Here is a 25,991-nt window from a genome sequence, read left to right as displayed (position 1 = left end):
TACAACCGCTGGCGCCCACACAGCCACAACAAAGGACTCCCACCGACCACCGCAATGACCAATTTCAAGCCAAACCAGCAATCGCTGCCAACCGCTGCCTAACCAACAAGAAACCAGCCGACTGTCTCACATCCTTGACACACCTCACCCCTCCCACCCCAATCGAGTGAGCAGTTCATGCGCGACCCAGCGCTGTATCGCGCACCAACCGCTCAGTCGATGGTGGAGGGGGCCGGCTTTCGATGGTGGAGGGGGGATGGCTTTGGGTGGTGGAGCGGGGGAGCCAGGGACAGCGCCGGTTTACTCAGAAAAGGGCCATGGCTTGTGCGTACCATAGATGGGGTAGCCGTGCCCGTTAATGTTGAGCGAAAGACCCGGCAGTGGCAGGCGGCGGAACGGCCGAAGAGTGCAGCATTGAGCAGCCGCAGCAGAGGATCAGATGGACTACTACGCAATTAATGCGCTGCGTGAAAACCACGCCGGATGGTCCCTGCTTCGCGCCCAAAACGCTCCACTGGCGGTGTGCCTGTTCATGACGGCCTTCACCGGACCGAACCAGCGCAATATCGGACGCCAGCAGCTGATCGACATCCTCGATGACCTGCTGTTCGGCCTCCGGGATTCCTTCGGCGAGGACAGATTTCCCCGTCCGGCATCGGAGTACCTGGACGAGTGGGCAGCGCCGGAACGTGCCTGGCTGCGAAAGTACTATCTGCCCGGCCAGGATGAGCCCCGCTACGACCTCACCGCAGCATCGGAGGACGTGGTCCGGTGGGTGGAAAGCCTCCGCGGCCGCGACTTCGTGGCCACTCAATCCCGCCTCACCAGCATTTTCGCGGTGCTCAAGACCCTTGTCCAACAGTCGGAAACGGACCCCGAAGTGCGTCTTGCGGAACTGGCGCGCCAGCGCGACGGCATAGATGCCGAGATGGAACGGATCCGCACCGGCAACGTCCGGGTGATGAGCGCTCCTGAGGCGCTGGACCACTTCCAGCAGCTCACCACGCTGGCCAAGGACCTGCTCTCCGACTTCCGCGAGGTAGAGCAGAACTTCCGTCGGCTGGACCGCCAGGTCCGGGAACAGATTGCCACCTGGGACGGCAGCCAGGGCGAACTGCTGGCCTCCATTTTCGCCAATCAGCAGGACATCACCAGTTCGCTGCAGGGTCGGACGTTCCAGGGATTTTGGGACTACCTCATGTCGCCACAGCTGCGCACCGAACTGCGTGACCTGCTGGAGCGCGCCACGAAAATCGAGGCCCTGGCCAACGTGGAAAGCCTGCAGTCGGTCACCACGCTGCATCAGGATTGGCTGCCGGCCGTTGAACAAACCCAAGGAACCGTCCGGCAGTTGTCACAGCAGATGCGGCGCCTTTTGGACGACAAGGTGTTCTTGGAAAACAAGCGGATCATGCAGCTGGTCCGCAGTGTCGAATCCGGCGCCTTGGGCCTGCGCGGGCAGGTACCACCGGGCATCTTCGCCGAAATCGCGGCGCCCACAGTGGACGTGTCGTTGCCCTTCGAGCGCCCACTGTATGAACCGAGCCGGCGCACCGTGGTGGACGACGACGTCGTCACGGCGGACGACGGCGACGTGGACGCGGGCGCGCTGTTCAACCAATTCCATGTGGATCCGGACCGGCTCAAAGCCAATATCGACGCTGTCCTCGCCGATGCCGGACAGGCCACCCTCGCGGAGATCACGGCCGCACATCCGCTGTCCCAGGGACTTGCCGAAATCGTGGCCTACTACCAACTGGCAACGGAATCGGACTGGGCCAGCATCGACCCGTCCGTCCTGCAGCAATTGTCCTGGACCCTGCCGGACGGAAGCCTGCGGGAAGCCACTGTTGATCAGATTCTGTTTGGAAGGCCCGCATGACGGACGTTGACGCTTCGGTTACCCGGACGCCGGAGGAACTTCCCGCCGTCGTCACCCGCCTGTTTAAGGGTGTGGTCTACGCCGAAGGGGACGAAAAGCTCTGGCAGTCACTGCTGGGACTGGTCTCCCAAGTCCGGGACTACGTTGCGGTGCTGGGTTTAGACCTGATCCTGGATGAGTCGGAGGGGTACGCCTTCCTCAAGTCGCGCGAAGATGCGGACGGCACCCTTCCCCGGCTGATCCCGCGACGCCAGCTGACCTTCAACGTCAGCCTGCTGCTGGCGCTGCTGCGTGGGCGGATGCTCGAATTCGACACGAACAGCAGCGAACTCCGGCTCATCATGACCGAGCAGGACATTGCGGACATGGTCTCGGTCTTCCTCCCGGAGTCGAGCAACGAGGCCCGAGTCCTGGATCAATTGGGTGCCAATATCAAGAAGGTCCTCGAGCTGGGGTTCCTGCGGAAATTGCGCGGACAGCCCGGCACGTACGAGGTGGCTCGCATCCTCAAGGCCTACGTTGACGCACAATGGCTGGAAGAATTTGATGCCCGGTTGGCCGACTACCGAACATCACTCGGCGGTGCCGGCACGAACGACGACGACGCAAGGCCGGCAGTTGCCCACAACAGCACCGGGCCGGCAGTTACCCCGCACACAGCTGGCGCCACAGAGGCGGAGGACCGATGAGTATCGAATTGCAGGACAGTCTTTTCAGCCTTGAGGAGCCCGAAGACAAGGCTCTGGAGGACGACGGCGGCCAGCCGGGATTCCGGCTGCACCGGTTGGAGCTGCTGAACTGGGGCACCTTCCATGAAGGTGTCCGGGTTTTCCGGCTGGACGGCGCCAACAGTCTGCTGACCGGCGATATTGGCTCAGGTAAATCGACGGTGGTGGACGCCATCACCACGTTGCTGCTGCCAGCAAACCGGATTGAGTACAACAAGGCCGCGGGCGCGCAGAAGAAGGAACGCAGTTTGATGTCCTACGTCCGGGGCTTCCACAAAAGCACCCGAAGCCTTGGCGGGGAACATTCCAAGCCGGTGGCCCTGCGTGGCACCGATGCGCTGTCGGTTGTGTTGGGCGTGTTCCACAACGCTGTCCTGGACAAATCGGTCACCCTGGCAATCACCCTGTGGGCAACGCAGGAGGCAGGCCAGCCGAACCGCTTCTACTCCCTCGCCGAAGCGGACCAGTCAATCGCGGCGGACTTTTCCCATTTCGGCAAGGATCCGGCCAAGCTGAAGAAGAAGCTGCGGGCCCAGGGCGTAGCCGTCCATGACTCCTTCGACCCCTACGCCGCGGCATTCAAGCGGCAGTTCGGCATCGGCGGGAACCAGGCCATGGACCTGTTCCACCGCACCGTGTCCATGAAGCAGGTGGAGAACATCACCTCCTTCGTGCGCACCAACATGTTGGAGGACGACGACGTCGCCACCAGGATCGGTAACCTCATCCACCACTTCGACGACCTCAAAAAAGCCCACGATGCGGTGTTGCGGGCTAAAGACCAGATCACGCTCCTGACGCCCATTCGGGACGGCGCGGCGCAGTACGCCCGGCTCAGCGCGGACGACGAGCGGGCCCGCGCGCAGCGGGACCAGCTGCATCCCTGGTTCACGGACAGGCGGCTGGAGCTTAGCCTTGAACACCAGGCGGAGCTGGAACGGACCGGCCAACGACTGGAAGAGGACAGCGAAGCACTCGCCGCCGAAGTCACCACGCAGCGGCACGAACTTTCCGAAATCCAGGAGGATATCCGCAGCAACGGCGGTGGCCGGCTGGCGGCCATCGATGCCGAGTCAGACCGGCTGACGGCAGAATCCCGAACCCAGCGCCAGCGCTTCGAAACCTACTCCACGGCCGCGGTGGAACTTGGCCTGCCGACCGCCGAAAACCGCGTTGCTTTCGACGCGAACCGCGCCCGGCTCGATGAAGTGGAAGCGGGCCTGGCTGGCCAGTCGGCAAGCCTGCACGGCCGCCGCACCGACCTGACCGTTACGTGGGCGGAGCTGACCGGGCACGCCGCGGACTTGCGGGCTGATCTGACCAGCCTGCAATCCCGTCCAAACCTGCTGCCGCGCCCTCAACTGGAGCTACGCCGTCGGCTGTGTGACGGCACCGGCATAACCGAAAGCGCCCTCCCTTACGCCGGCGAACTTCTGCGCGTCCGTGACGGCGAAGCACCGTGGGAAGGCGCGGCCGAACGCACCTTGCACGGCTTTGCCCTGTCTCTGCTCGTCCCGGACGAGCACTACGCAGCAGTCAGCAACTGGGTGGACGGCAACAACCTCCGCGGCCGTCTGGTCTACCTGCGGATCGGCGGTGCGTACGCGCCGAAAACTGCCGCCGCGGGTACCCTGGCTGCCAAGATCGCCATCAAGGCCGGCACTCCATTCCGCGACTTTCTGCTGGACGAACTGGCCGGCCGCTTCGACTACTTCTGCGCGGACAGCATGGAGGACTTCCGCCGGCATCCCAAGGCACTCACGGCCAACGGCCAGCTCAAGGGCGGCCGCGGCCGACATGAGAAGGATGACCGCCGGGACCTTACGGACCGCAAAAGCTACGTACTCGGCTGGGACAACCACGATAAGATCAGCCGCTTCCATGCCGAGCTGGAGAACGTCAACGGCCAACTGGCCAGCACCGAGGCACAGCTCGCCAAAGTGGACGCGTCGTTGGGCAAGCTGGGGCGGTCCAACCAGCAACTCGGGAGCCTGCGCTCCGTGGCGGATTTCGCCGAGATCGGCTGGCAGCTCACCGCCCGCCACATCGAGGAGCTGAAGAAGGAAAAACTTGAGCTCGAATCCGCCAGCGACATTCTGGCGCAGCTGACCGCCCGCGAATCGGAGCTGAAAACCCGGCTGACACGGCTGGATGAACGCGTCGGAAAGATCCAACAACGCCTCGGTGCCAACGACAAGGACGGCAAGGACATCGCCGAGGCGATTGAGGAATGCCGCACCATGCTGACCGGAACGCCAGTGACGGACGACGGCGGCGTGCTGGCTGCCGTCGCAAAGCTCGCCTCGGCGGAACTCGCCGGTAAACCACTGACGTATAAAAACACCGGTACCGTGGAAAGTGCCGTGCGCTCCCGGCTGACCGAAACCATCGACGCCCTGGCCAAGCGCATTGCCCGGGCCGCTGAAAGCACGGTGCGGCAGATGGCCGATTTCCGTAACAAGTACCCGAACGAAACCACCGAAATCGATGCATCGCTGGAATCTGCCAGCGAATTCAACAGGCTCCTGGACCAGCTGGTCAGCAACGACTTGCCTCGCTTCGAGGCGCACTTCAAGGAGTCACTGAACCAGAACACCATCCACGAAGTCGTAGCTTTCAACGCGTTCCTGGACAGCCGCCGGCAGGACATTGTGAACCGGATTGGGGAGATCAACCTCTCCCTGGCTGGCATCGACTATAACCCCGGCCGTCATATCCAACTGGAGCACCAAAACACCACCGATTTGGACGTCCGCCAGTTCGGCATGGACCTGAGAGCCTGTTCCGAAGGCACCATTGGCGATGAGGACCAATACTCCGAAAAGAAATACCTCCAGGTGGAGCGGTTGATCGAACGCTTCCGCGGTCGTGACGGCTTCACCACCTTGGACGAACGGTGGACGACTAAAGTCACCGACGTACGCAACTGGTTCACCTTCTCCGCCTCGGAAAAATGGACCGAAACCGGCGAGGAATACGAGCACTTCACCGATTCCGGCGGAAAGTCAGGCGGCCAGAAGGAGAAACTGGCCTACACCATCCTCGCCGCCGCCTTGGCCTTCCAATTTGGATTGGGCGCGGGCAAAGACGCAGCACGCGGGGTTGGACGCCCCGGAGCGAAGGGCCGCAGCTTCCGATTCGTCGTCATTGATGAAGCCTTCGGCCGCGGATCGGACGAATCCGCCCGGTACGGCCTTGAGCTCTTCCAGCGGATGAAACTGCAGCTGCTCATCGTCACCCCGCTGCAGAAGATCCACGTCATTGAGCCCTTTGTCTCCCACGTCGGATTCGTCGCCAATCCCAACGGCAACGACTCCCAGCTGCGCAACATGACCATCCAGGAATACCGTGCCGAACGGGACAAGCGTGCCGGCTGACCCACATTCCTGGACCACTCTGGCCCAACTGCGCAGACTCTCCAAAGCATCCTGGGACAAGGGTCAACTGCTGCGCGAACTCGTGACGCCCACCGAGACCTATCCCCGTCGTCGCCCGCTGAAACGGCCAACGGCGGCGGAACTACGCAACGACTACGCCGCCGCCCACAGCTGGGCCGCCGAGCTTTTCGCCGCCGCCGGCAAGTACACCCTGGAAACCGCCGACGTTGGACGCACCACCATCGGCTCCAACCGGCTCCCCTCCGCCGCGGTCTTCGCCACCGTGGAAGATGAGATCGCCTTCGCCGGCAAAAGTGCAGAAGCCGCGCGGTTCCAGAACCTGGCCGCGCGACTCGGGGAGCTCGATGCCGCGCTGGGAAGCTGGATCGCGAGACGGCCATTGCAGCTGCTGGACCTCGGCGACGCCGCACCCATCGCCGCACAAGCCGCTATGTGGCTGCGCGACAACCCGGCACCCGGCATCTACGTCCGCCAGTTGAGCCTGCCCGGCGTGCATACTAAGTTCGTCGAAACGCACCGCCGGACCATCGACGAAATGGCTGACGCACTGCAGCTGACCGCCCCGATCGACGCCGCCCCAGGGATTGACGAACGCGAAGCAGCGAAAGGCCGGCACGCAAGGGCGCACGACATGACGCCCCCGGACGCAGCAGACCATAACGCAACGGCGCACGGCATCACACCCCGGGACGCGGCCCGCAAGGACACGACGGCGCAAGGCGTACCAAACCGGGATGCAGCTGGCCGGAATTCGACGGCGAGTCAGGATGTAGGTGTGCCCGGTCAGGAGCTGACGAGTCCGAACGAAACGGACCAAGAGCTGACTGCCCAGGACCTGACCAGCGAGCCTACCGGAGCCGCACTGCTTGGCGATGCCGACGAACGGACACCTGCCGCACGCTTCGCCGCCCGCCATGGATTCCTGCACCCACCCGAACAAATCCGCTTCCGCATCCTGGACCCGGACATTGTCGCCCTCGGCAACGCCCGGGACATTTCCGTTACGGCAGAAGCCTTCGGCTCCCTCTCGCTGCCAATAAAGACCGTGATTACCACCGAAAACTTGATCAACTTCCTTACACTGCCCGAACGCCCCCGAACACTGGCCCTCTTCGGCCGCGGCTACGGCTTCTCGGCACTGCGGGAAGCCGCGTGGCTTCGGAACTGCAACATTATCTACTGGGGTGACCTGGATACCCACGGATTTCGGATCCTGGACCAGTTGCGGGCCGTGCATCCCCACGTGACCAGCATCCTGATGGACCAGCAAACCCTGCTCTCGCACCGCGATGCCTGGGTCCGTGAACCCTCGCCTTCACGGGCGCCCCTGACCAGACTGACCGCGGCCGAATCCGCCCTCTACAACGCCTTAGGCAATGACGAGTTCGGCCCAGCCGTGCGGCTGGAACAAGAGCTCATTCGCTGGGATTGGGCGCTCCACGCACTGCCGCCACAGCCCTGATGCCGCTGGAGCTCAAGGCTCCAGCAGCGAAGCGAGAACCTATATCTGTGTTGCAAGCCTGTCCAAGGTACCGGTTCATTGGAGCGCCCCAGAGCTCGAAGGTGGCCAGCGAAGATCGCCGGAACGGCCGGAATGAGCCCGCAAAGCGCCCCAGCGAAGATCGCCGGAACGGCCGGAATGAGCCCGCAAAGCGCCCCAGCGAAGATCGCCGGAACGGCCAAAATGAGCCCGAAGGCTGTCATTGCTGATCGCAACGACAATCACACCTGAACTCTTAGAAGGCTTCGCTGTACCCGGCCCAGTCAGGGCGCGAGTTCGAGGCGTGTTTGTGGCCGAAAGTAGGTGTTGCGGAGCGGTTTTTGCTGCGGATCCACATCCGGCGGAGGGATGAACCAGGGCGCGCCGGTGGTGATGTCAATCCGCCAATTTTCTTGGTGGATCAGGTGGTGGTGGTGCGAGCAAAGCATGCAGCCGTTGTTGGTGCTGCTGCGGCCGTTGTTTTGCCAGTAGTCCACGTGGTGCGCCTCGGTCCACCCCACGGGCATGGAGCAGCTGGGGAAGGAGCATCCGCCGTCACGGGCAGCAAGGGCCAGTCGTTGTTCCTTACTGAAGAGCCGGGCACTGCGTCCCAAATCCAGAATCCGGCCCTCGCCATTAAGCACGACGGGGATTAGCTCGGCGTCGCAGGCGAGTTGACGGAGGGTGGAGACGGCAGCGGGACCGGTGAATGCGAAAGATCCCTGTGCCCAGCCCCGTTCAAGGCGGCCGAGCAGTTGGTTGTAGTCAATGGTGACCAGGATTTGGGGCCGGATACCTCCGGAGCGGGGCAGGTTCCCGGTGGCCAGTGCACCCTTACAGGCGCCGATCAGGGCGTCGAGCATCCGCTGCGGGCGGGTCCTGTCGTCGGCCGCTCGTTCTTCGTCGGTCTGGGTGCGGGGATTCGTGCCGGTGTTCATCACGGTGGTCAGGACCTCGAACTGGGCCTGGGTGGCGAAGATTTCCAGATGTTCGAGCCCGCGTTTGGTCCCGTGCTGGTGGACACCCTGGCGGGCTTTAAGTTCTTCCTCACTGGGCGGGTTCCCGTCCTGATCAATGAGGTATTCGAGGTGTTTAGCGGCCATGGTCACCCGGCCCGGATCCTGCAGGGGCGCTGCCGCGGCCAATACGGATTCCATGCCGGCGAGCTGGGACGGAGTGGCTTTGATGCGGACCCGGTCCAGTGCGCTGGCGGCAGCCGCGAGAGTTTCGGTCGACGCCAGCCCAGCCGCTGCCACCACGGCCAGGGAAGGGTAGCGCGGTTCCACTCTTTGCCCCGTGAGCGAGCAGCAGGCCAGGAGGTCCCGGCCCAGGACGAGACGGCGGTTGGCCTCAAAGCGGGAGATCCTCAGCCGGTCCACCAGATACTCCTGCGTGTTGCGGTACCCGGATTTTTGTCCCTCCGACACATCCCAGCAGAACACGGTATCCGTGTCACCGGTGCGGGCCAAGTTTTGGCTGTCAATGGCGTGCACAGCAATAACCTGTCCAAACTGAAGGGCCCGCGAGGCCCGCTCAAGCAGGTCCGCCCGTTCCAGCAGTTCAGCCTTGTCCAACCCAGCAGCGGAATCTGTGAAACCGAGGTTGAAGACCTCCAAGGCGGCAACGGCATCGGCCAGCAGAGCCGCACCATCCTTGCCCTGCAGCTCCGCAAATCCCGTACCACCGATTCCCACAACAACGCTACGCCGGGCCCGCAGCCAACATCAGACCCCATGCCCGCTATGTGCGGTCCCACCGACCCCTACCCACCTGTGCAGGACAAGTCAGCGCTCGGGCAAGCTTGCGTAAGGCGGTGGCGCCCACACTCGCCAGGGCTTCGCAGCTTATCGCGACTTGCGCTGGCGTTCCTTAGCCGTTTTGACCTCGCCCGGTTCTCTGAGCTCTCCCAGTTCCTTGGACAGTTTTTCGTTGATTGCTTCGAGGCGAAGGACCATACGAATACCCGCGAGGTTCAGCCCTTCACCTAGGAGCCGATCGACTCTTCGCAACGTCACCAAGTCCTCATCGCTGTACTTACGGGTTCCACCGGACGTACGGCTTGGCTCCACTAAACCTTTGCGTTCGTAGAGACGAAGATTCTGCTGACCCGTCCCTACGAGCTCGGCTGCTACAGAAATGGCATACACGCCTCGCCGCGGATCTGGTACCTGGATCATCAATTCAGGCCCTCCAAATATTTTTGTGGCTTCACTTGCACTTAGTCTGGCACGGGTGGTATCAAAAATCTATATCCGCTACCACAGGTAGCTGGATATCCAGAAATGAATACACCATCAGGTTGAGGGAGTGAGGAAAACTATGTTGATGCTTACGGACCCGTTCCGCGAACTCGACAGGATTGCTCAGCAGGTGCTGGGCACACCTGCACGGCCAGCCGCGATGCCGATGGACGCCTGGCGGGAAAGAAACACCTTCGTCGTGGCGTTTGATCTGCCCGGAGTGGACGTCGATTCGGTGGACCTGGATGTGGAGCGCAACGTCTTGACCGTCCGTGCGGAACGGAAGGATCCGACGGGTGAAGGCACTGAATTGATCGCATCTGAGCGTCCGCGCGGAGTCTTCAGCCGGCAGCTGATTCTGGGTGACACCCTGGACGCCGAGAATATCAAGGCGGGCTATGACACTGGGGTCTTGACTCTGCGGATCCCCGTGGCTGAACGTGCCAAGCCGCGGAAGATCGAGATTGAACGGTCCGAGGAGCAGCAAGAGATCAACGCCTGAGACGTGGGTGGTTCCCGGTCTCAAGAAGGCCGGGAACCACCCACACCACTGCCGGGCTTCGACGACGGATGGTCCACTGAAAGAAGGTGACGGTGGCGGACGATTCCAGGGGAGATCTGTATGAGGTGCTGAATGTCCAGCCCGACGCTTCTACCCGCGAGATCACGCACGTCTACCAGGCACTCGTTCGCGCGCATCATCCCGATGTCCAGCCGGCGACGCTTGGGGTGGAGCGCGCCGAAGGTGAAGCGGCGCTGGCTGTCATCATGGAGGCCTAAGAGGTTCTGCGTGACCCGTTCCGCCGCGGGGAATATGACAGGCAGCGGGAATGCGCGATTGCTCGGGCGCTGCGTATCCGGACGCGCCCCGTGCCTTCTTCCGAGCCTCTGATAAGAATCGGCCCGGTCTTTTGGGAACCAGACGGCCGAGCCGGGTAACCGGCGGGAACCAGACGGTCCAGCCGGGTAGCGAACCGGGTAACCGACACCCGGAAACGCAAGGCACTGACCTAAGGCTGGGTGGCGGTTACGCGAACAACTGACTACTTTTGAAAAGGAGTCCCCTGATGTCTGCATGGCGCAGTTACGAGGCCCATCTGATTCCGGCATTTCACGAGCGTTTTGAGGAACGGTGGGGGAAAGGGTCCGCTCCGTTCCTCGATCCAGCCGCGCAGAACCAACCCATGCCGCGGGCGCAGTGGATCAATGCCGATACCGGAGCCGCTCTCGCTGTCGTTCCCATCTGGTCAGACGACGAGGAGCACCGGTCGTTCGGCGTTTTCTACCTCCCACCCGCCGGCGACATCTGGGTCCTTCGCCCCGGCTACCCCGGGTACTTGGAAGGCAAGGGCGCAGGGAAGGAGCGGGAGGTCGCCCTGCGCAATGATGGCTTCAAGAAGGCCGTGGCCCATGCCGAAGAGTTCATCTACGGGGTCCAGGAGTAGGCCGCAGCACAGACAGGCTCCCAACACTTAGGCCAAAGGCAATCCGTGTCTGTCCGCTTCACCGCGCCGCGACCGACGTCGTCGTCGTCCTTCCGTCGTCGCCAACGCGGGCGACCGCCGTCGTCGTGCTTCCGTCGTCGGTAACGCGTAAACGCAGAAAGGGTCCGGCCGAGGCCGAACCCTCCCTGCCGTGATGGCAGCGTTGCCGCCCGCTTTGTCCCTACGCGTCGACGACGATGGCCGTGATGACGGGCTTGCGGCGGTAGGTCCGCTGCATCCAGCGCTCAACTGTCGCTTCGATCAGGCTCTCCACCTGCGCCACCGTGTGCTTGCGGGGCAGCGTACTCAGGGCCTTCTCCACCGCCTGAATGGCCGCGGAGAAGTTATCCGGCTCGTGGACAAAACCACGGACGAAGAACTCAGGGTCTTCGGCGAGCTTTCCGGTGTCCGGGTCGACGATGGCCAGCACCGTGATGAGCCCCTCCTCGCCAAGCCGACGGCGGTCTTCCAGGGACTCCTCGGTGGCCCCGCCGACGGTCTGACCGTCCACGAAGACAAAGCCCGCGGAGACCTTTCCGGTGATGACGGCCTTGCCGTTCTGCAGGTCCACGACCGAACCGTCCTCGCCGATGATCACGCGGTTCGCCTCGACACCGGTCTTGATGGCGATGTCGCCGTTGGCGATGAGGTGGCGGAATTCGCCGTGCACCGGCATCACATTGCGCGGCTTGACCACGTTGTAGCAGTACGCGAGTTCGCCGGCGCTGGCGTGCCCGGAAACGTGGACCTTGGCGTTGCCCTTGTGCACCACGTTGGCGCCGAGCTTGGTGAGCGCGTTGATGAGCCGGTAGATGGCACTCTCATTGCCGGGAATCAGCGAGCTGGCCAGCAGGACGGTGTCGCCGTCGCCCACCTCAATCTCGTGCTCGCGGTTCGCGATCCGGGCCAGCGCGGCCATCGGTTCACCCTGCGAGCCGGTGCAGATCAACACGACCTTGGCATCGGGCATTTTCTGCGCGGCCTTGAAATCAATCAGGATGCCGCGCGGGATGGTGAGGTATCCCAGTTCGCGGGCGATGCCCATGTTCCGGACCATGGACCGGCCCACAAAAGCGACCTTGCGTCCATGCCGGTGCGCCGCGTCCATGACCTGCTGAATGCGGTGCACGTGGCTGGCGAAGCTGGAAACGATGATGCGCTTCTTGGAGGTGCGGAAGACGGTGTCGATGGCCGGGGCCAGATCCTCCTCCGAAATGGTGAAGCCAGGAACCTCGGCGTTGGTGGAGTCCGTCAGGAACAGGTCCACGCCCTCCTTGCCGAGCCGGGCGAAACCGGCCAGGTCGGTGATCCGCCCGTCCAGCGGGAACTGGTCCATCTTGAAGTCGCCGGTGTGCAGGGCCGTACCGGCGCTGGTTTTGATGGCCACGGCCAGCCCGTCCGGGATGGAGTGGTTGACGGCGAAGAATTCAGTGTCGAAGGGGCCGAATTTCTGCTGACTGCCTTCCTGCACCTGGACCACCCGGGGGCTGATGCCGTGTTCCTTGAGTTTCGCTTTGATGAAAGCCAAGGTCAGCTTCGAGCCGACGACGGGAATGTCACGTCGTTCGCGCAGCAGGTACGGGACACCGCCGATGTGGTCCTCATGGCCATGTGTCAGGACCAGGGCGACGACGTCGTTCAGCCGGTCGCGGATGGACGTGAAGTCCGGAAGGATGACGTCGACGCCGGGCTGGTGCTCCTCCGGGAAGAGGACGCCGCAGTCCACAATCAGGAGCTTGCCGCCGAATTCGAAGACCGTCATGTTGCGGCCGATTTCCCCCAGCCCGCCCAGCGCAATCACCCGCATGGCGCCCTTGGCGAGTGTGGGTGGGGCGGACGTGATGTGCTCGGGCTGCTTCAAATGATTCACTTTCGTTCGTGGAAGCCGGCTGGTCCAGCCGGGACATTCTGTGCCGGTCTACCCAAAAAAACTTTGGGGCCGGCGGTCAAGCAAAAATTTGGGACCGGCGGCTCATTCCTTAAGCAAGGTGCGCCGGCGGTTCTTGGGTTTGTTTCCACTGCGTTGTGGAGGGCCCGCAGCTTCAAGTTTCCCATAAGCCGGCCATCCTTTCCAACGGCCGCTTAGAGGGCGGAAGCTATCCGACGTCGCCGCCTGCAAAAACCTGCGGCGGAGGGGGAAGCCGTCCGGGGTTTCGAGCAAGGCATCGTGAACACCCATCGAAGAGTCCAGACCCTAAGCATCGGCGCCGCCGGTGTGGAGCTACTGCGCCTGCTGAAAAAGGGCGTGCAGGGTCCGGTGTCGGCTGGAGCGCACGTGCTGCTCAGCAGCCCGGGCCGCGAGTTCCGTATCCCCGGAAGCGATAGCATCGAGCAGTTGTTCGTGCTCGCTGCAGAGCAGTTCCAGGTCGTCCGTTTGGCGAAACAGCCATTGCAGCCGTCCGTGGAGTGGTTCCAGGATATTGCGGAGCAGTTCGTTGTGTGCCATCCGAGGGATCTCGTCGTGGAACCTGCCGTTGGCTTCACGGGCAGCACCGGCATCCTGACGACCCGTGGCATCCTTCGCCTCCTCCAGGAGCCGCTTCAGGGCCAGCAGATCCGTATCCGTGGCACGCTGAGCGGCCAGCCGGCAGCTCATCGCCTCCAGCGCTTCTCGTACGTCGAAGAGTTCCTCCACATCGGCGCGGGTCAGTTCCCGGACTACCAGGCCGCGGGTAGAGCGTTCGGCTACCAACCCTTCCTCACGAAGCATGCGGAGCGCTTCCCTAACCGGAAGCCGCGAGACATCGAACTCGTCTGCCAGGTCGCGCTCAATCAGTCGGCCACCTGGCGCGTACTGGCCACTATAAATCCGCTGCCGGATCTTGTCCCGGACTATTTCACGCAGGGGCTGATCGCGTAGTGTTCCTTCGCTCAGTGATGGCAAAGCTGTCCCGTCCTGACGTACTAATTTCTTGAAGAGTCCTTTACTCTTCATGTTAGCCATCCCAGGCGTAACCGAGCTCCGGTCGCGCCGGCGCGGAGCGGGCGCGCTCATGCCAGCAAGCGTCCCCACCGCGGCTCCAGCCCGGCTGCCCCTGCCAGGGTGAGGCACTTCCACAGCGTCACGGCCACGGAGTCCAGGACCGGCACACCATATTCACGCTCCACCTCCTCCACCACGGGTGCCCCGTAGAGGTTGGTGCACAGGTAGATCAGTGCCTCCGGGCGCTCGCCCGGACGTTCCAGCAGGTCCTTCGACGGTTCTAGCAGCTCGGACGGATCCACCCGGGCAAACGATTCATTGATGCTCAGACCCAGGTGCCGCTCGCTGGTTACCGAAATGCCTTCGCCCCGGTAGATCCTGACCACTGCATCGTTGACATCCTGCGTATAGGGGGTAACGAGCCCAATCCGGGAGATCCCGAAGGCCTGGAAGGCATCCAAGTAGGCCAAGGTGGACGTCGTCGCGGGTATGCCCGTTGCTTCGGTGATCTGCCGGACCGTTTCCCGATCGTGGTCCACCCCGAGCCAGGAACCAGCCGTGCCGTTCCAGGCCACCACATCCACTTCGGCGGTCTTGAGCAGCTCGGCCGCGTCCAGCATAGTGCGGAAGTCGAACTGTTTGTCCGAACCGGAATCGAGCGCGATGCGGGTGACGGCAATTCGGGTGGAATGGACCGTGACATCGGTCCGGTCGCCCAGGATCCGGTAGGTCTGCGGTTCCAGGCAGGTGTTGGAGGAGGGCACGATCATGCCGATGCGGACGGGGCGAGAGGACATTAGAGTGCCTTTCCGTCCAGGGCGGCCTTATTGTTGGCGTCGCGGCATTGCAGGAAGCGGCCGGTGGGACCCGGATCGCTGAACCGGTCCTCGTGGAGCACCACGCGGCCGCCCATGACCACGGTGGAGGGCCAACCGGCCAGTTCCATGCCGTCAAAGGGAGAAAAGTCGGTGCCCATGTGCAGGGCCCGTCCGTCCACCACGCGCCTTTCGTCGGGATCGAAGATGACCAGGTCGGCGTCGTAGCCGGGTGCGATGATGCCCTTGCCGGTCAGCCTGTTGATCCGCGCGGGTCCGGTGGCGAACAGCTCAACGAACTGCTGGACGGGCATACCCTGCTCTATCACCAAGGTGGTGAAGGCCACCGGCATCCGGGTCTCAATGCCGGGCAGCCCATGCGGCATGAACCGCACGTCATCGCTTCGGGACCGCTTCTGTTCCAGGTTGTAGCAGGAATGGTCGGAAGATATGGTGTGCACTTCTCCGGCCCGGACGCGCTCCAACAAGGCCTCCACGGCCTCGCGGCTGCGGATGGGCGGGCAGCAGGCATACTTTTCCGGGAACTCGGAGGCGTAAACGTCCTCATCCAGGGTGAGGTAGTGCGGGCAGGTCTCGGAATAGGCCTCCAGCCCGCGGGACCGGGCGTTCTGGACCAAAGCGACGGCCTCGGGAATGGTCTGGTGGACAAAGTAGACGGCGGAGCCGGTGTATTCGGCCATGGCGAGGACCTCGGCGACGGAGGTCGCTTCGGCCAGTTCGGGGCGGGTGTGGTGCAGATGTTCCAGCGGGACCGCGCCGCGGGTGCCGTGCTGTTCCACGGCGTCCTGCTTCAGCCCCTGTTGCGCCAGGCAGTCGACAATGATCGAATCGTGTTCGGCGTGGATGTACGTCAGTCCGTCCAACCGCGCCATTTCCCGCATCACCTTCACTATGGTGTCCCCATTGGCCATCGTGGAGCCGCGGTTGGTGGTGTACATCTTCACCGACCGGATGCCATGCTCAGCCAAACGCTCCAGCTGGGCCGGAACCGTGTCGTCCCAGTCGATCACTGCTCCGTGCAGGGCCACATCGCAGCGGGACACACGGGCCAGCCGCATCTTGTTCTCCGCCGCCTCAAGGGGAGTTTCGCTCGAGTCCGCCGGAATGCCAAAGTCCATGATCGTCGTCGTCCCTCCCCACAGCGCGGCGACACTGGCGGTCTCATAGGTATCCAGGGACTTATATGCGCCGGTCATCTGTTCCACGTGGACGTGTGAGTCCACGCCCCCCGGGATCACGGTGCGGCCGCCTGCATCAAGGCTGCGGGCGGCGTCGGGCAGCAGACCCGGGGAGGTCCCGGCGCCGTAGATGGCGGCGATGCGACCGTCCCGGACGGCGATGTGCCCCTCAATGGTGCTGTCCGCGTTAACGATGGTGGCGTTGGTGATAAGCAGATCCACGGTCATGGTTCTAGTTGCCCTTCTGGCTCGTCAGGAAGCCCCGGTCCAGGGTGCGGGTGATGTCGGGCGAGAGACCTGCGTTGCTCTTCTGCGGTGGCCGGGCATAGCTGCCTTTTCGGTGGATTCCGCCGTTGAGGCCGACTAATAGTTCGCACTGTTTAACGCCGGCGGAGATCCCGTCGACGACGGGGACGGGAATCTCGGCACCGATCTCCCGGGCCAGGCCGGCCAGCGGGGCACCGGCCAGGATGACGACGTCGGCCCCGTCATGGTCCACGACGTCGTGGGCCAGCTGCAGGAGCTTGTCCCTGAATTCGTCCTGGACGGAGCCGATGCTGCCCAGGGAATCCTGCAGCGAACGGATCGAGGCAAGACTGGCCCCCATGCCGTTGCGCTCCACGCACTCCCGGTACCAGGCTTTGATCCGCTGCGAAATCGCGACGATGGAGAACCGGCTGCCCTGCAGCGCCGCGGTGTAGATGGCCGCCTCGGTGATGCCGACGACGGGAATGTCCACGAGCTCTTTCAGCGCCGGCATTCCCGGGTCCCCAAAAGCTGCGACGACGACGCCATCGACCTTCCCCTCTTCCTCGGCGATGATCTGCGCCACCGCTGTGCCGGCCAGCAGCGCTTCAACGCGCGTTTCGATGTACTCCACGCCAAACGCGGCGGTGCGGATGATGATCTCGGTACCCGACGAGGCCGCGCGTTCGGCCTCGGCCAGGATGAGCGCGGAGACGCTTTCGCTGATGTTGGGGTTGATGACCAGAATCTTCATGGCAAAGCCTTGTCTGCAAAAGAAGGGGATTTCGGGAGGACGGTTGATCGGACCGGTGAATCAGACCGGCAGCCGGCGGCTGTAGTCCATGGTCAGAACGGAGACGGCCATGATGACGGCCGAGCCCACGAAGTAGAGCAGAGCCCAGGTGTAGCCGCCGGTGGCTCCGACAATCAGGCCCACGGCGATGGGGGTGATGAATCCGTTGACGTTTCCGCTGAGGTTCATCGCTCCGCCCAGGATTCCGGCGTTGGTCCGGCCGCCCAGGAGCGCGGGGATGCTCCAGAACAGGCCCACCCAGCGCAGGAAGAACAGTACGGCGGAGAGCAGGAAGACGGCGGTCAGGGGATCGGATACGAGGGTGACGCCGATCAGGCCAAGGACAACGATCAGGCTGGAGATACCCAGCAGGGTCCGCATCACCAGGTTGGCGGAGGCGCCCTTGGTCTGCCACCAATCGGCGAGGAAGCCGCCGAGGAGTTCGCCGACAAAGCCGGCGCCGAAGATCGCGAAGGTGCCCCAGCCGACCGCTGCCAGATTGAAGTGCTTCGCCTGGGAGAGGTACAGCGGTCCCCAAGTCAGCAGGCCGTAGAAGACGCCGTTGAAGCCAAACCAGCCGAAGCACATGGACCAGAAGGAGCGGAATTTCAGGTAGGGGAGCAGCCCACGGCGTCCGGCACCCTTGGAGGCTTCGGCCTTGGCATCCTCTTCGGCATGGCTGGCCTCAATGTAGGCGAGCTCGGCCTCGTTGGTGCCCTTGTGCAGGCGGGGATTGTCGCGGATGTACCACCAGGCCAGGAAGCCGAAAGCTGCGGTGGCGATGCCGACGGCGATGAACGCACCGCGCCAGCCGCCGGTTGCCGCGATCAGGCCGGCGATGACCAGACCGCCGATGCCGGCACCCAGCGGAGCGCCGGCGTCCAGGATGGTTGCCCCGCGACCGCGCTCCTTCCGCGGCATCCACGTCGCATTGAGCTTGCCGCCGGAGGGCATGATGCCAGCCTCGGTGACGCCGATAGCGGCGCGGGCGGTGAAGAGGCTCGCAAAGTTCCAGGCCAACCCGCAGGCTGCGGTGGCCAGACCCCAGCCGACGCAGGAGACCGTGACCATCTTGCGCGCCCCAAAGCGGTCAATCAGCCAGCCAGCCGGGACCTGCATCAACGCGTAGGCGAAAAAGAAGGCGGAGAGCAGGACGCCGATGACTTCCGGCGAGAGGTGGAATTCCTTCTGGATCAGCGGCATGGCCACGGAAATTGAGCCGCGGTCCACGTAGTTGAGCGTGACAAGAAGCAGGAGCAGGATGAAGAGCTTCCAGCGCACTTTCGTAGGCTTGCGTTTGATCAGCGGGCCGTCAGCGGGCGGCCGTTCGGCCTCGATCTGGACGGTAGGTTCGTTGGTGGTCATTGGAGTAATCCTTTGCATGGACGGGCAGCGCGGAGAACGGGTGCCGTCGGCCTCGACGGTGAGGTAATACTTTGGGATCCCAAAACTCAGAGTAGAACGTGGCTTGCGTCACTGTCAATCAAAATCGAAGGAGAGTTTTTAGAGAACTCGCTTTCGCGACCCTAAATCCGGCGCACAGCAGACCATCTGCGAGCAAAACCGGGCAGCCTACCCATCCCGTGGGCGTCACTATGACGGACGTCAGGCGAACCGAAGAGGATATCTTGGTATCCCATACGGATCCAGCTGCTGGCGTAACTTTCGGTCGGCCCAATTCTCAGGTGGACGTACGTGCCATACTGATGCGACATTAACGTCATCCTCCCCCGGCACTGCCGGACCGCAATCGAAGGACCCGGCCCATGAAATTCGCCCGTATCGGAGCCCTCGGCGCCGAAGTGCCCGTCCTGGTCCAGGAGGATCGACTCTTTTCGCTCCAGCACCTTACGGCAGATATCGACGGCGCCTTCCTCAGCGGCGGGGGCCCGGCCAAGGCCGCGGCGGCCTTGGCCGCCGGCGGCTTACCGGAAATTCCGGGCGAAGGGATCCGGTACGGCGCCCCCATCTCCCGCCCGTCCGCCGTCGTCGGCATTGGCCAGAACTATGCGGCCCATGCTGCCGAATCCGGCTCCCTGCCACCGGAGCAACCCATCATTTTCCTCAAGGCGCCGAACACTGTCTCGGGCCCGGACGATGCCGTCACTATCCCAAGGGGATCAACCAAGACCGACTGGGAAGTGGAGCTCGGAGTGGTCATCGGGAAGAGAGCGTCCTATCTTCAGTCGAAGGAAGCCGCCAGAGACTACATCGCCGGCTTCGTGACCGTGAACGACCTCTCCGAACGCGACTTCCAGCTCAACGTCTCCGGCGGCCAATGGTCCAAGGGCAAGAGTTCGGCCGGTTTTTGTCCCACCGGTCCCTACCTCGTGACCGCAGACGAAGTGGACTACGGCAATCTGCGGCTCCGCAGCTGGGTCAATGGCGAACCCCGCCAGGAATCTTCGACGGCAGGAATGGTTTTCGATGTCGAAACCCTGGTCTGGGACCTCAGCCAGTACCTGGTCCTGGAGCCGGGCGACCTTATCTGCACCGGAACCCCGGCCGGCGTGGCCCTCTCCGGACGCTTCCCGTACCTGAAGGCCGGCGACGTGGTGGAAATAGAGGTCGAAGGACTGGGCCGCCAACGCCAGGAGTTCCGGCCCTGACAGGTCAAAGAACAACCAGGCCTGCCCTAGCTGACCGTCATCTCGAGGTGAAGTGGGGCGCAGAAAGCAAAGCCCAGCCAGGCGCCGCCCGCTCGATGGAAGCGCCGGAGCAGGAGGACCTTGCGTCCACTGACCTTCACCAGATCCGATTTTGGCGTGCTGATTCCCGCTTTTCAGCTCCACGTCTCCTGCCGCATTCAGCAGCATTGCCAGGCTCACGAGGGGCGGGACCTTGCTTGGTGATGGTGACAGCCATCCGCCGTGTCCGCTGTGCCGAAACCGAAGTGCCCCTTGCCGAAGGTCGTCGCGGACGCTGGGTATAGCCAACTTCGCCAAAAGACCGCTTAGCACCCCCGGCTGCCTTGACCCCCGAAGTCGCGCAAGGCACGCCGAACCGCCAACGGTGTGGCGATTGTGGTGGCTATGTTCTTCACCTTCCTGCCAACTCCCACGGTAGCCTGCTTGGTATACGGATCTGTTTACGGATCAAGAAACGAGTTAGCGGTCTATTTCGGGACCGTTAGCAGCAGAATGATCGTGCACGACGACACGACGCCCCGCCCGTCGACACCACGGCGATCAGCTCAGCAAGCCCGGCACGGCAGAATGGACGCATGACCACCACAACGTTCGGGCTCATTCGCCATGGCCAAACGAACTGGAACGCTGAGCGGCGGCTGCAGGGGATTACCGATATTCCACTGAATGACGTCGGCCGCCGCCAGGCCAGGGACGCCGTCGAGGTTCTGCTGGCGTACGAATGGGACGTCGTCGTCTCCTCGCCACTGTCGCGCGCGGCGGAAACAGCTGACGTGATTGCCGCCGGCTTGGGGCTGCCCGTCGTCAGGCGCGTTCCCGAACTCCGCGAGCGCGACTTTGGCCCGGCCGAAGGCATGCGGTCGGGACCCGAGCTCGAGGAACTTCGAATCCGGGGCGGTTTCCGCGGAGCCGAAGCAGAAGGCGAAGCCGCCACCCGTGGTTTGGCCGCCTTGGAAGTGCTCGCCAAAGACTTCGCCGGTGCACGGATCGTCGTCATCACCCACGGAACGTTGATCCGCGTCAGTCTCAGCCAGGCGCTGGAGCGCAAGATCGAAACCATCAGCAACGCTTCCCTGAACGTCGTTCACCACTCCCCCGGCGCCTGGGAGCTCAAGTTCCTGAACGGCTCATTCGTCGAACCCGCAGAGCCGACGCCCGGGCCATGATCAATCCAGCATCCGGTGGCCCCTCACGCAATACCGCCAAGGTGAAGCGGCGCGGTTATTTCCGCTCCAGTGGTGCCGTCGAGGGGGGCAGCTGGTGTAGCGTGCCGATATGGCTATCGCAGGATTTCCAGGTTTCGTGATTGACTGCCCCGACCCGGAAGCGCTCGCGGCCTTCTACGGCGGGCTGCTCGACTGGCAGAGCAAGCCCGACGGCGACTGGGCGGAGATCCGCTCTGCGGACGGCAGTAACTGCATCTCCTTTCAGCAGGTGGCGGACTACCGTGCGCCGGAATGGCCCGGGCAGACGGTACCCCAGCAGATGCATCTGGACCTGATGGTTGAGGATCTCGATGCAGGCGAGGCCACGGCGATCGAGCTGGGCGCCATCAAGGCGGAGATCCAGCCCGGCACGACCTTCCGGGTTTTCCTCGACCCAGCGGGCCATCCCTTCTGCCTCTGCGTGGGTTAACGCGCGCGGACCCTTTGCCTCGCTCGAAGTAAGGCAAAGGGTCCGTAAGCATCCGACGGCGGCTGACCTGCTTCCGCACAATCGTCACCTTAGTCCGCGGCTGACCTACTTCCGCACGAGCGTCACCTTCGTGCGCGGCTGACCTACTTCCGCACGAGCGTCACCCAAGTGAAGCCGCCGGGTGCCACGGTGACGCGCCCCGAATGATCGGCGCCGTTGTTGGAATGCCCGGCTGCAACCGGGCGGCCGGAGGAGTCGAAGGCCTCCTGCTGGAGTTTAAAGCCCTTCGGCAGGTCCACTTTCCGAACGGTGGTGCGGGTGTCGGCGGAGACGTAGAGGGTGGAGTTCCCGCCGGATCCGCTGACGGAGACGGAGGAGATCTCCGGCTGCAGCAGCAGGGCGTCGATCGCGGCCGGTCCATTGCTGCGTCCGACGACGGCGGCAGCAGTTCGCGTGCTCGGGTCGCCGGTGCTAGCCGAGGCAGAATTCCCCTCGGTGGTCCCCGCTACGGCCCGGTGTCCGTGGCGGGAGCCGGGACCGAACGCGGGCAGCGGGCGGTCCAGCGCGAAGGGATAGAGAATCCCCGGGGTGGGAGTGACGCCCTGGTCGCCGGCGCCGCCGTTGGGCGTGCCGCCCAACCGGATCGTGCCGAACGTCCAGGCAGTACGGCCGGCCGGCGCAACACTCTGGTTGACGATCGGGTAGACCTTCCGGGGCTGGTTGGCCGCAGGTACCGGGATGGCGACGGAACCGCCCGCATCGAGGGCCACGTAGGCGCCGCCGGAGAGATTGGCCTCGCCGGTCCAGGCGCCGCCGGCCGGTTTGACCACGCTGCCGCCGGTCACGGTGCCGGATTCGGCTTCCACTACGGACAGCCCGACGGTCGAGACGGTGTGCGTGATGCCCAATGCCTTGGCCTTGAGTGCCGGGTTGGCATCCAGCGCCAACATGGTGAGCAGTGTGTGGATGGTGGATTCGGCCCCGGAGTTGGGGTTGATCCGGCCGTCCGTTTCGATGCCATCGATGGCGGTCCCGGTAGCGGGGTTGTAGGTGGGAACACCGGCACGGTTGGCGCCGAAGAACCAGCCGGCCGCAACCGCCGCGACGTCCAGCAATCCGGGGGCATGAGCAGCCTTGGCGGTGGCCACGAGCGACTCCACCCGTGAGTCCGCACCGTAGGCAATCTGCGCTTCGCCGGGCACCGGGCTCCAGGCGTTGTCCGGTCCACCGGCGGCGAGCAACTGCGGAGTGAACCGCGCGGAGTCCTTGACGGCCGCGGTGAGCAGGTCCGGCCGGTGCAGCACGGTCGCAGCAGTGGCGACGGCGGCCGGAGCCATCCCACCCCACGCGTGCCAGAGGCTGCGGGTCGTCACCGAGGGCATGATCGCACCGAAGGGCCACTGCCGGGTGGAGCCGGCGGACATGTCGGCGATGCCCTCGGTCAATTGGCGCAGCGCGGTGCCCACGGCGCCGTCGTCGGGTGCGGCCTTGGCGTAGGCGGCCAGGCCCAGCACGGCCTCGGCGGAGGCATCTGCGCCGCCAGTGATCAGCCAAGCCGGTACCTTCACGCCGTCGGCCACGTCGAACTGGCCGTACTTGGCCAGCGACTGCCGGTTCAACGCGTCAATGGACAGGTGCATCCGGTCGGCTAGGAACGCGGCGAACTGCGGGTCCGTGGACTGAAAGGCGGCGTAGCCCTCGCCCAGTGCCCAGAGTGTACGCGCCAGCCAGTAGGATTCGGCCGAGTCGGAGGGATCCGGCAGTTCCTTCGGGATGGCGCTGGGGTTCAGCGTGCCGTCGGCCTGCTGCCAGAGCACCACATTGCCGGCGTTGGGCCCGCTGGAGGTCTGCAGATACGTCAGCGCGCGCAGCGTCTGGAACGCGTGCTCGCGGCTGGCGGCGTCCCCGGTCTGGCGCCAGTGCCGCAGGTAGACGACGGCGGTGCGGGCAATGTCGTCCGCGTTGAAGGCACCCTGGCTCCAGGTCCCGGTGGCCGGATCCTGCGTGCCGCCGCCCACCCGGGTGTAGCTGCCGTCCGCATTCTTGTTCGCGTAGGTCCACGGCGCCTGCGCCGTCGGCTGCTGGTCCAGCTGGTAGGTGGTGTGTCCGGCCACGGGCTTCAAAGGCACGGTGTCCAGCAGGAAGTTCAGGTGGGACAGGTTTGTCAGTGGAGCGGACGACGACGGCGCCGGCACCACGGGCGCGCCGGTCGCCTTTGCCGCGGCGGGGGTTGCGGCGGTGGCGGTTCCGACGTGCGCCCCGAGCGCGCCAGTTGCCTTGGCCGCAGCAGGGGCTGCGGCGGTGGCCGTTCCCGCCCCGACCAGCAGCATCGACATGGCGGCAACAACGGCCACCGGTTTGGATATCAGCCTCGAACGAACATCTTCATGCGTCATGTCTGGCTCCTGGTCAGGATGGAAAGGAAGAAAATATGGATAGTGGCCGGGACGGGTTAGATCCCATGGTGGCCGAGCAGGTTAGGTCCTGCCCGGCCGGGCGGGCTGGATTTGCCCGGCCGGGCGGGGTTAGATCCGGTCCAGCCGGGCGACGCCGATTTTGGAGTCCGCCATGCCGTAGAACACGAACAGCTGGGGCCGGCCACCTCTTCTATGGCGGTGGGGAACACGACGTTGGGCACGATGCCGGACATCTCGTCCTCGGTCTCCGGCGCCAGCAGCGGCTTGTCGCTGCGGGCTATCACCTTGGATGGGTCCTCCGCGTCCAGGATCATCGCGGCCGCGGCGTAATTGACCTTCTGCTGCTGCGCGAAGTCAGACTTCGCCATTTCGCCGGAGACGCCGTGGTGGATCAGCAGCCAGCCCTCCTCCACCCGGATCGGCGCCGGGCCTGCACCGATCTTCAGTTCCTCGAAGGCAAACTCGCTCAGGGCCACCAGCCGGTGCTTGGACATGTGCACCAGGTTCCGGAAGTCGCGTTCCACCTCGGCCACCGGAACGTAGGAGATCCAGATGCCTGGGCGGTTGTCGGTGATTCCGGCGGGCAGGTGCTCGCCTTCTCCGTCGCGGACCCAACCCAGGTCCCACATCGGCCGGTGCAGCATCGCGTAGGAGGGCACGCCGTCGGGATCATTGACCGGCTCCGGGAAGAAGACCGCGTCCTTGTTCGGGAACAGGTTCAGGTCCAAGGACAGGTCGGCCTGGTATTCGAAGAAGCACGGGCCCAACCGGTGCCAGGAGCGCAGGTCCTCCGAGTAGGCGAAGGCCAGCCTGGGTCCCAGCGGGCCGTAGGCCACATAGGTCATCAGGTGTTTGTTCAACGCCGGCACCCAGGTGGTGCGGGGATCCTCGGTGCCGGCATTCTGCAGGCCGCGTTCCCAGCCCTCGTCCGGACCCAGAACCATACCCTCGCGCTGCACCGAGGTGGGGACGCCGTCGTCGTCCAGCAGGACTTTGGCCAGCCCGACGCGGGAAATGTTGCCCGTGGCGACCAGCCGGGGCAGCAGGTAGAGCTCGCCGTCAGGCGTGCGTCCGCTGGCCGGATTGAGCACGCCCTCGGCCTCGAAGTCGTTGCCTGCCTCCGGCGTCATGATCACGCCGGCACGCGTGAGCTTGAACGGGACGGTGGGCAGTGCGGATAGTGAGGAAGTCATAGGTGATTAGCCCTTTACGCTTGATCCGATATTGGTGGAAATGAATTGGCGCTGGAAGAAAATGAACAGCGCGACGGCGGGCGCCGCGAGCACGCACGCACCAGCCAAGATGGCCCCGAACGGGTTGGACGCGGTGGCCGCGATATTGGAAATGTAGTTGGCCAGCGAGACGGCCAGCGGCTGCAGCGACTGATCCTTGGTGACCAGGAATGGCCAGAGGAACTCGTTCCAGGGGCCGATGAAGGTCAACAGAATGGCCGTAACAATCGCCGGGCGCACCAGTGGAATGGCGATCTGCCACAGAATCCGGAATTCGCTGGCCCCGTCGATCCGCGCCGCCTCGAACAGGGTGGAGGGCAGTTGCATGAAGTACTGCCGGAACACGAACACTGCGGTGGAATTGATCGCGAACGGCAGGATCATGCCCAGGTAGTTATCCCCCAGGCCGTAGTTGCGCACGATCATGACATAGAGCGGAATCAGCAGCAGCTGGAACGGAATCATCTGCACCAGCAGCATCATCGCGAACACGACGCCGCGGCCGCGGAACTGCATCTGCGCCAGCGCATAACCGACCAGAAGGCCGAAAACCACCGTGGCCAGAATGACCCCGCCGGTGAAGATGCCCGAATTCAGCAGCCCCTTGAACAGGTTGATGGAGCCGTTGATGTTCACGTAGTTCTCGCCCGTGATGTTGGCCGGGCTCGGGAAAGCGCCGCCCACGGAGGTGTCCGGGGTAGTCTGCAGTGAGCCGATCAGCATGTAATAGAACGGGAAGAGGAACACGAAGGCGCCGATGGCGAGCAGCACGAAGCTGCCCACGCTCAGGTTTCGGCGCTTCTCAACGGCACCCTCGCCGTCGGCCGTCTTTGCGCGGGTTCTCCCCGCGCGGGCGTTGGTCGCAGTCATC

The 25,991-nt window shown here is 64.0% G+C and carries 22 protein-coding genes; 11 read left to right on the top strand and 11 right to left on the bottom strand.

Annotation, left to right across the window (positions count from 1 at the left end; genetic code table 11):
* Nucleotides 1-439: 439 nt before the first annotated feature.
* The 5 genes from IV498_RS11150 (at nt 440) to IV498_RS11130 (ending at nt 7,740) form a co-directional block, all read left to right on the top strand.
* The gene (locus IV498_RS11150) at nt 440-1,882 is read left to right on the top strand and encodes a DUF3375 domain-containing protein (protein WP_269046631.1); all 1,443 of its coding nucleotides are present in this window, start codon (nt 440-442) and stop codon (nt 1,880-1,882) included.
* Entirely contained in the window at nt 1,879-2,571 is a 693-nt protein-coding gene (locus IV498_RS11145; RefSeq protein ID WP_269046630.1) for a DUF4194 domain-containing protein, read from the top strand. The genes IV498_RS11150 and IV498_RS11145 overlap by 4 nt, the downstream gene beginning before the upstream one ends.
* Entirely contained in the window at nt 2,568-5,987 is a 3,420-nt protein-coding gene (locus tag IV498_RS11140) for an ATP-binding protein (RefSeq protein WP_269046629.1), read from the top strand. Before IV498_RS11145 ends, IV498_RS11140 begins: the two co-directional genes overlap by 4 nt.
* Nucleotides 5,959-7,470, top strand: a complete 1,512-nt coding sequence (locus tag IV498_RS11135) for a Wadjet anti-phage system protein JetD domain-containing protein (protein ID WP_269046628.1) — start codon at nt 5,959-5,961, stop codon at nt 7,468-7,470. The genes IV498_RS11140 and IV498_RS11135 overlap by 29 nt, the downstream gene beginning before the upstream one ends.
* Nucleotides 7,471-7,602: 132 nt before the next feature.
* Nucleotides 7,603-7,740, top strand: coding sequence for a hypothetical protein (locus tag IV498_RS11130; protein WP_269046627.1), 138 nt, complete (start codon nt 7,603-7,605; stop codon nt 7,738-7,740).
* Between the two features lie 32 nt (nt 7,741-7,772).
* On the opposite strand, the gene IV498_RS11125 is transcribed toward IV498_RS11130, so the two are convergent.
* Nucleotides 7,773-9,182: an HNH endonuclease signature motif containing protein gene (locus IV498_RS11125; protein ID WP_269046626.1), complete on the bottom strand. Its 1,410-nt coding sequence runs from the start codon at nt 9,180-9,182 to the stop codon at nt 7,773-7,775.
* A gap of 150 nt (nt 9,183-9,332) precedes the next feature.
* Nucleotides 9,333-9,665 carry a MerR family transcriptional regulator gene (locus IV498_RS11120; protein WP_269046634.1) on the bottom strand — a complete coding sequence of 111 codons (333 nt, stop codon included), beginning with the start codon at nt 9,663-9,665 and terminating at the stop codon, nt 9,333-9,335.
* A 142-nt stretch (nt 9,666-9,807) separates the two neighbouring features.
* On the opposite strand from IV498_RS11120, the gene IV498_RS11115 reads away from it, so the two are divergent.
* The 3 genes from IV498_RS11115 (at nt 9,808) to IV498_RS11105 (ending at nt 11,173) form a co-directional block, all read left to right on the top strand.
* Nucleotides 9,808-10,230 (top strand): Hsp20/alpha crystallin family protein, encoded by a 423-nt coding sequence (locus IV498_RS11115; RefSeq protein WP_269046625.1) that lies wholly within the window; start codon nt 9,808-9,810, stop codon nt 10,228-10,230.
* A 92-nt stretch (nt 10,231-10,322) separates the two neighbouring features.
* A complete protein-coding gene (locus tag IV498_RS11110; RefSeq protein WP_269046624.1) occupies nt 10,323-10,508 on the top strand; it encodes a J domain-containing protein in 186 nt (61 codons plus the stop codon).
* Between the two features lie 287 nt (nt 10,509-10,795).
* Nucleotides 10,796-11,173, top strand: coding sequence for a hypothetical protein (locus tag IV498_RS11105; RefSeq protein ID WP_269046623.1), 378 nt, complete (start codon nt 10,796-10,798; stop codon nt 11,171-11,173).
* 220 nt (nt 11,174-11,393) lie between these two features.
* On the opposite strand, the gene IV498_RS11100 is transcribed toward IV498_RS11105, so the two are convergent.
* The 6 genes from IV498_RS11100 to IV498_RS11075 all read right to left on the bottom strand — a co-directional run bounded on the left by IV498_RS11100 (nt 11,394) and on the right by IV498_RS11075 (nt 18,553).
* Nucleotides 11,394-13,019, bottom strand: a complete 1,626-nt coding sequence (locus IV498_RS11100; RefSeq protein WP_269046633.1) for a ribonuclease J — start codon at nt 13,017-13,019, stop codon at nt 11,394-11,396.
* A gap of 414 nt (nt 13,020-13,433) precedes the next feature.
* Nucleotides 13,434-14,147: a GntR family transcriptional regulator gene (locus tag IV498_RS19085; protein WP_442951340.1), complete on the bottom strand. Its 714-nt coding sequence runs from the start codon at nt 14,145-14,147 to the stop codon at nt 13,434-13,436.
* A 56-nt stretch (nt 14,148-14,203) separates the two neighbouring features.
* Entirely contained in the window at nt 14,204-14,932 is a 729-nt protein-coding gene (locus IV498_RS11090) for a maleate cis-trans isomerase family protein (protein ID WP_269046621.1), read from the bottom strand.
* Nucleotides 14,932-16,377 carry a dihydroorotase gene (locus IV498_RS11085; RefSeq protein WP_269046620.1) on the bottom strand — a complete coding sequence of 482 codons (1,446 nt, stop codon included), beginning with the start codon at nt 16,375-16,377 and terminating at the stop codon, nt 14,932-14,934. Before IV498_RS11085 ends, IV498_RS11090 begins: the two co-directional genes overlap by 1 nt.
* A gap of 4 nt (nt 16,378-16,381) precedes the next feature.
* Nucleotides 16,382-17,149: an aspartate/glutamate racemase family protein gene (locus IV498_RS11080; RefSeq protein ID WP_269046619.1), complete on the bottom strand. Its 768-nt coding sequence runs from the start codon at nt 17,147-17,149 to the stop codon at nt 16,382-16,384.
* 60 nt (nt 17,150-17,209) lie between these two features.
* Nucleotides 17,210-18,553: an MFS transporter gene (locus IV498_RS11075; protein WP_269046618.1), complete on the bottom strand. Its 1,344-nt coding sequence runs from the start codon at nt 18,551-18,553 to the stop codon at nt 17,210-17,212.
* Nucleotides 18,554-18,954: 401 nt separating this feature from the next.
* On the opposite strand from IV498_RS11075, the gene IV498_RS11070 reads away from it, so the two are divergent.
* The 3 genes from IV498_RS11070 (at nt 18,955) to IV498_RS11060 (ending at nt 21,471) form a co-directional block, all read left to right on the top strand.
* Nucleotides 18,955-19,797: a fumarylacetoacetate hydrolase family protein gene (locus IV498_RS11070; protein WP_269046617.1), complete on the top strand. Its 843-nt coding sequence runs from the start codon at nt 18,955-18,957 to the stop codon at nt 19,795-19,797.
* Nucleotides 19,798-20,411: 614 nt separating this feature from the next.
* Nucleotides 20,412-21,002, top strand: a complete 591-nt coding sequence (locus IV498_RS11065; protein WP_269046616.1) for a histidine phosphatase family protein — start codon at nt 20,412-20,414, stop codon at nt 21,000-21,002.
* A 109-nt stretch (nt 21,003-21,111) separates the two neighbouring features.
* On the top strand, nt 21,112-21,471 hold the full coding sequence (locus IV498_RS11060; protein ID WP_269046615.1) for a VOC family protein: 360 nt from the start codon (nt 21,112-21,114) through the stop codon (nt 21,469-21,471).
* Nucleotides 21,472-21,614: 143 nt separating this feature from the next.
* Here the strand turns inward: IV498_RS11060 and IV498_RS11055 are convergent, their stop codons facing one another.
* The 3 genes from IV498_RS11055 to IV498_RS11045 are packed head-to-tail and all read right to left on the bottom strand — an operon-like array spanning nt 21,615 to nt 25,990.
* Nucleotides 21,615-23,867, bottom strand: coding sequence for a hypothetical protein (locus tag IV498_RS11055; protein ID WP_269046614.1), 2,253 nt, complete (start codon nt 23,865-23,867; stop codon nt 21,615-21,617).
* Nucleotides 23,868-23,923: 56 nt separating this feature from the next.
* Complete coding sequence (locus tag IV498_RS11050) at nt 23,924-25,081, bottom strand: glycoside hydrolase family 130 protein (protein ID WP_269046613.1); 1,158 nt, start codon at nt 25,079-25,081, stop codon at nt 23,924-23,926.
* A gap of 6 nt (nt 25,082-25,087) precedes the next feature.
* A complete protein-coding gene (locus tag IV498_RS11045; protein ID WP_442951339.1) occupies nt 25,088-25,990 on the bottom strand; it encodes a carbohydrate ABC transporter permease in 903 nt (300 codons plus the stop codon).
* Between the last annotated feature and the right edge of the window lies 1 nt (nt 25,991).

The sequence above is a fragment of the Paenarthrobacter sp. Z7-10 genome (assembly GCF_026932795.1).
Taxonomy (GTDB): domain Bacteria; phylum Actinomycetota; class Actinomycetes; order Actinomycetales; family Micrococcaceae; genus Arthrobacter_M.
Note: the sequence above shows the minus strand (reverse complement) of the source record. Positions and strands in the feature narration are given on the sequence as shown.

What these genes read in the sequence shown, in the direction of transcription:
- IV498_RS11050 (WP_269046613.1), bottom strand. Translation starts at nt 25,081, where the DNA reads ATGACTTCCTCACTATCCGCACTGCCCACCGTCCCGTTCAAGCTCACG.
- IV498_RS11045 (WP_442951339.1), bottom strand. Translation starts at nt 25,990, where the DNA reads ATGACTGCGACCAACGCCCGCGCGGGGAGAACCCGCGCAAAGACGGCC.
- IV498_RS11085 (WP_269046620.1), bottom strand. Translation starts at nt 16,377, where the DNA reads ATGACCGTGGATCTGCTTATCACCAACGCCACCATCGTTAACGCGGAC.
- IV498_RS19085 (WP_442951340.1), bottom strand. Translation starts at nt 14,147, where the DNA reads ATGAAGAGTAAAGGACTCTTCAAGAAATTAGTACGTCAGGACGGGACA.
- IV498_RS11120 (WP_269046634.1), bottom strand. Translation starts at nt 9,665, where the DNA reads ATGATCCAGGTACCAGATCCGCGGCGAGGCGTGTATGCCATTTCTGTA.
- IV498_RS11100 (WP_269046633.1), bottom strand. Translation starts at nt 13,019, where the DNA reads ATGCGGGTGATTGCGCTGGGCGGGCTGGGGGAAATCGGCCGCAACATG.
- IV498_RS11075 (WP_269046618.1), bottom strand. Translation starts at nt 18,553, where the DNA reads ATGACCACCAACGAACCTACCGTCCAGATCGAGGCCGAACGGCCGCCC.
- IV498_RS11070 (WP_269046617.1), top strand. Translation starts at nt 18,955, where the DNA reads ATGAAATTCGCCCGTATCGGAGCCCTCGGCGCCGAAGTGCCCGTCCTG.
- IV498_RS11060 (WP_269046615.1), top strand. Translation starts at nt 21,112, where the DNA reads ATGGCTATCGCAGGATTTCCAGGTTTCGTGATTGACTGCCCCGACCCG.
- IV498_RS11115 (WP_269046625.1), top strand. Translation starts at nt 9,808, where the DNA reads ATGTTGATGCTTACGGACCCGTTCCGCGAACTCGACAGGATTGCTCAG.
- IV498_RS11065 (WP_269046616.1), top strand. Translation starts at nt 20,412, where the DNA reads ATGACCACCACAACGTTCGGGCTCATTCGCCATGGCCAAACGAACTGG.
- IV498_RS11145 (WP_269046630.1), top strand. Translation starts at nt 1,879, where the DNA reads ATGACGGACGTTGACGCTTCGGTTACCCGGACGCCGGAGGAACTTCCC.
- IV498_RS11140 (WP_269046629.1), top strand. Translation starts at nt 2,568, where the DNA reads ATGAGTATCGAATTGCAGGACAGTCTTTTCAGCCTTGAGGAGCCCGAA.
- IV498_RS11090 (WP_269046621.1), bottom strand. Translation starts at nt 14,932, where the DNA reads ATGTCCTCTCGCCCCGTCCGCATCGGCATGATCGTGCCCTCCTCCAAC.
- IV498_RS11105 (WP_269046623.1), top strand. Translation starts at nt 10,796, where the DNA reads ATGTCTGCATGGCGCAGTTACGAGGCCCATCTGATTCCGGCATTTCAC.
- IV498_RS11130 (WP_269046627.1), top strand. Translation starts at nt 7,603, where the DNA reads ATGAGCCCGCAAAGCGCCCCAGCGAAGATCGCCGGAACGGCCGGAATG.
- IV498_RS11080 (WP_269046619.1), bottom strand. Translation starts at nt 17,149, where the DNA reads ATGAAGATTCTGGTCATCAACCCCAACATCAGCGAAAGCGTCTCCGCG.
- IV498_RS11055 (WP_269046614.1), bottom strand. Translation starts at nt 23,867, where the DNA reads ATGACGCATGAAGATGTTCGTTCGAGGCTGATATCCAAACCGGTGGCC.
- IV498_RS11150 (WP_269046631.1), top strand. Translation starts at nt 440, where the DNA reads ATGGACTACTACGCAATTAATGCGCTGCGTGAAAACCACGCCGGATGG.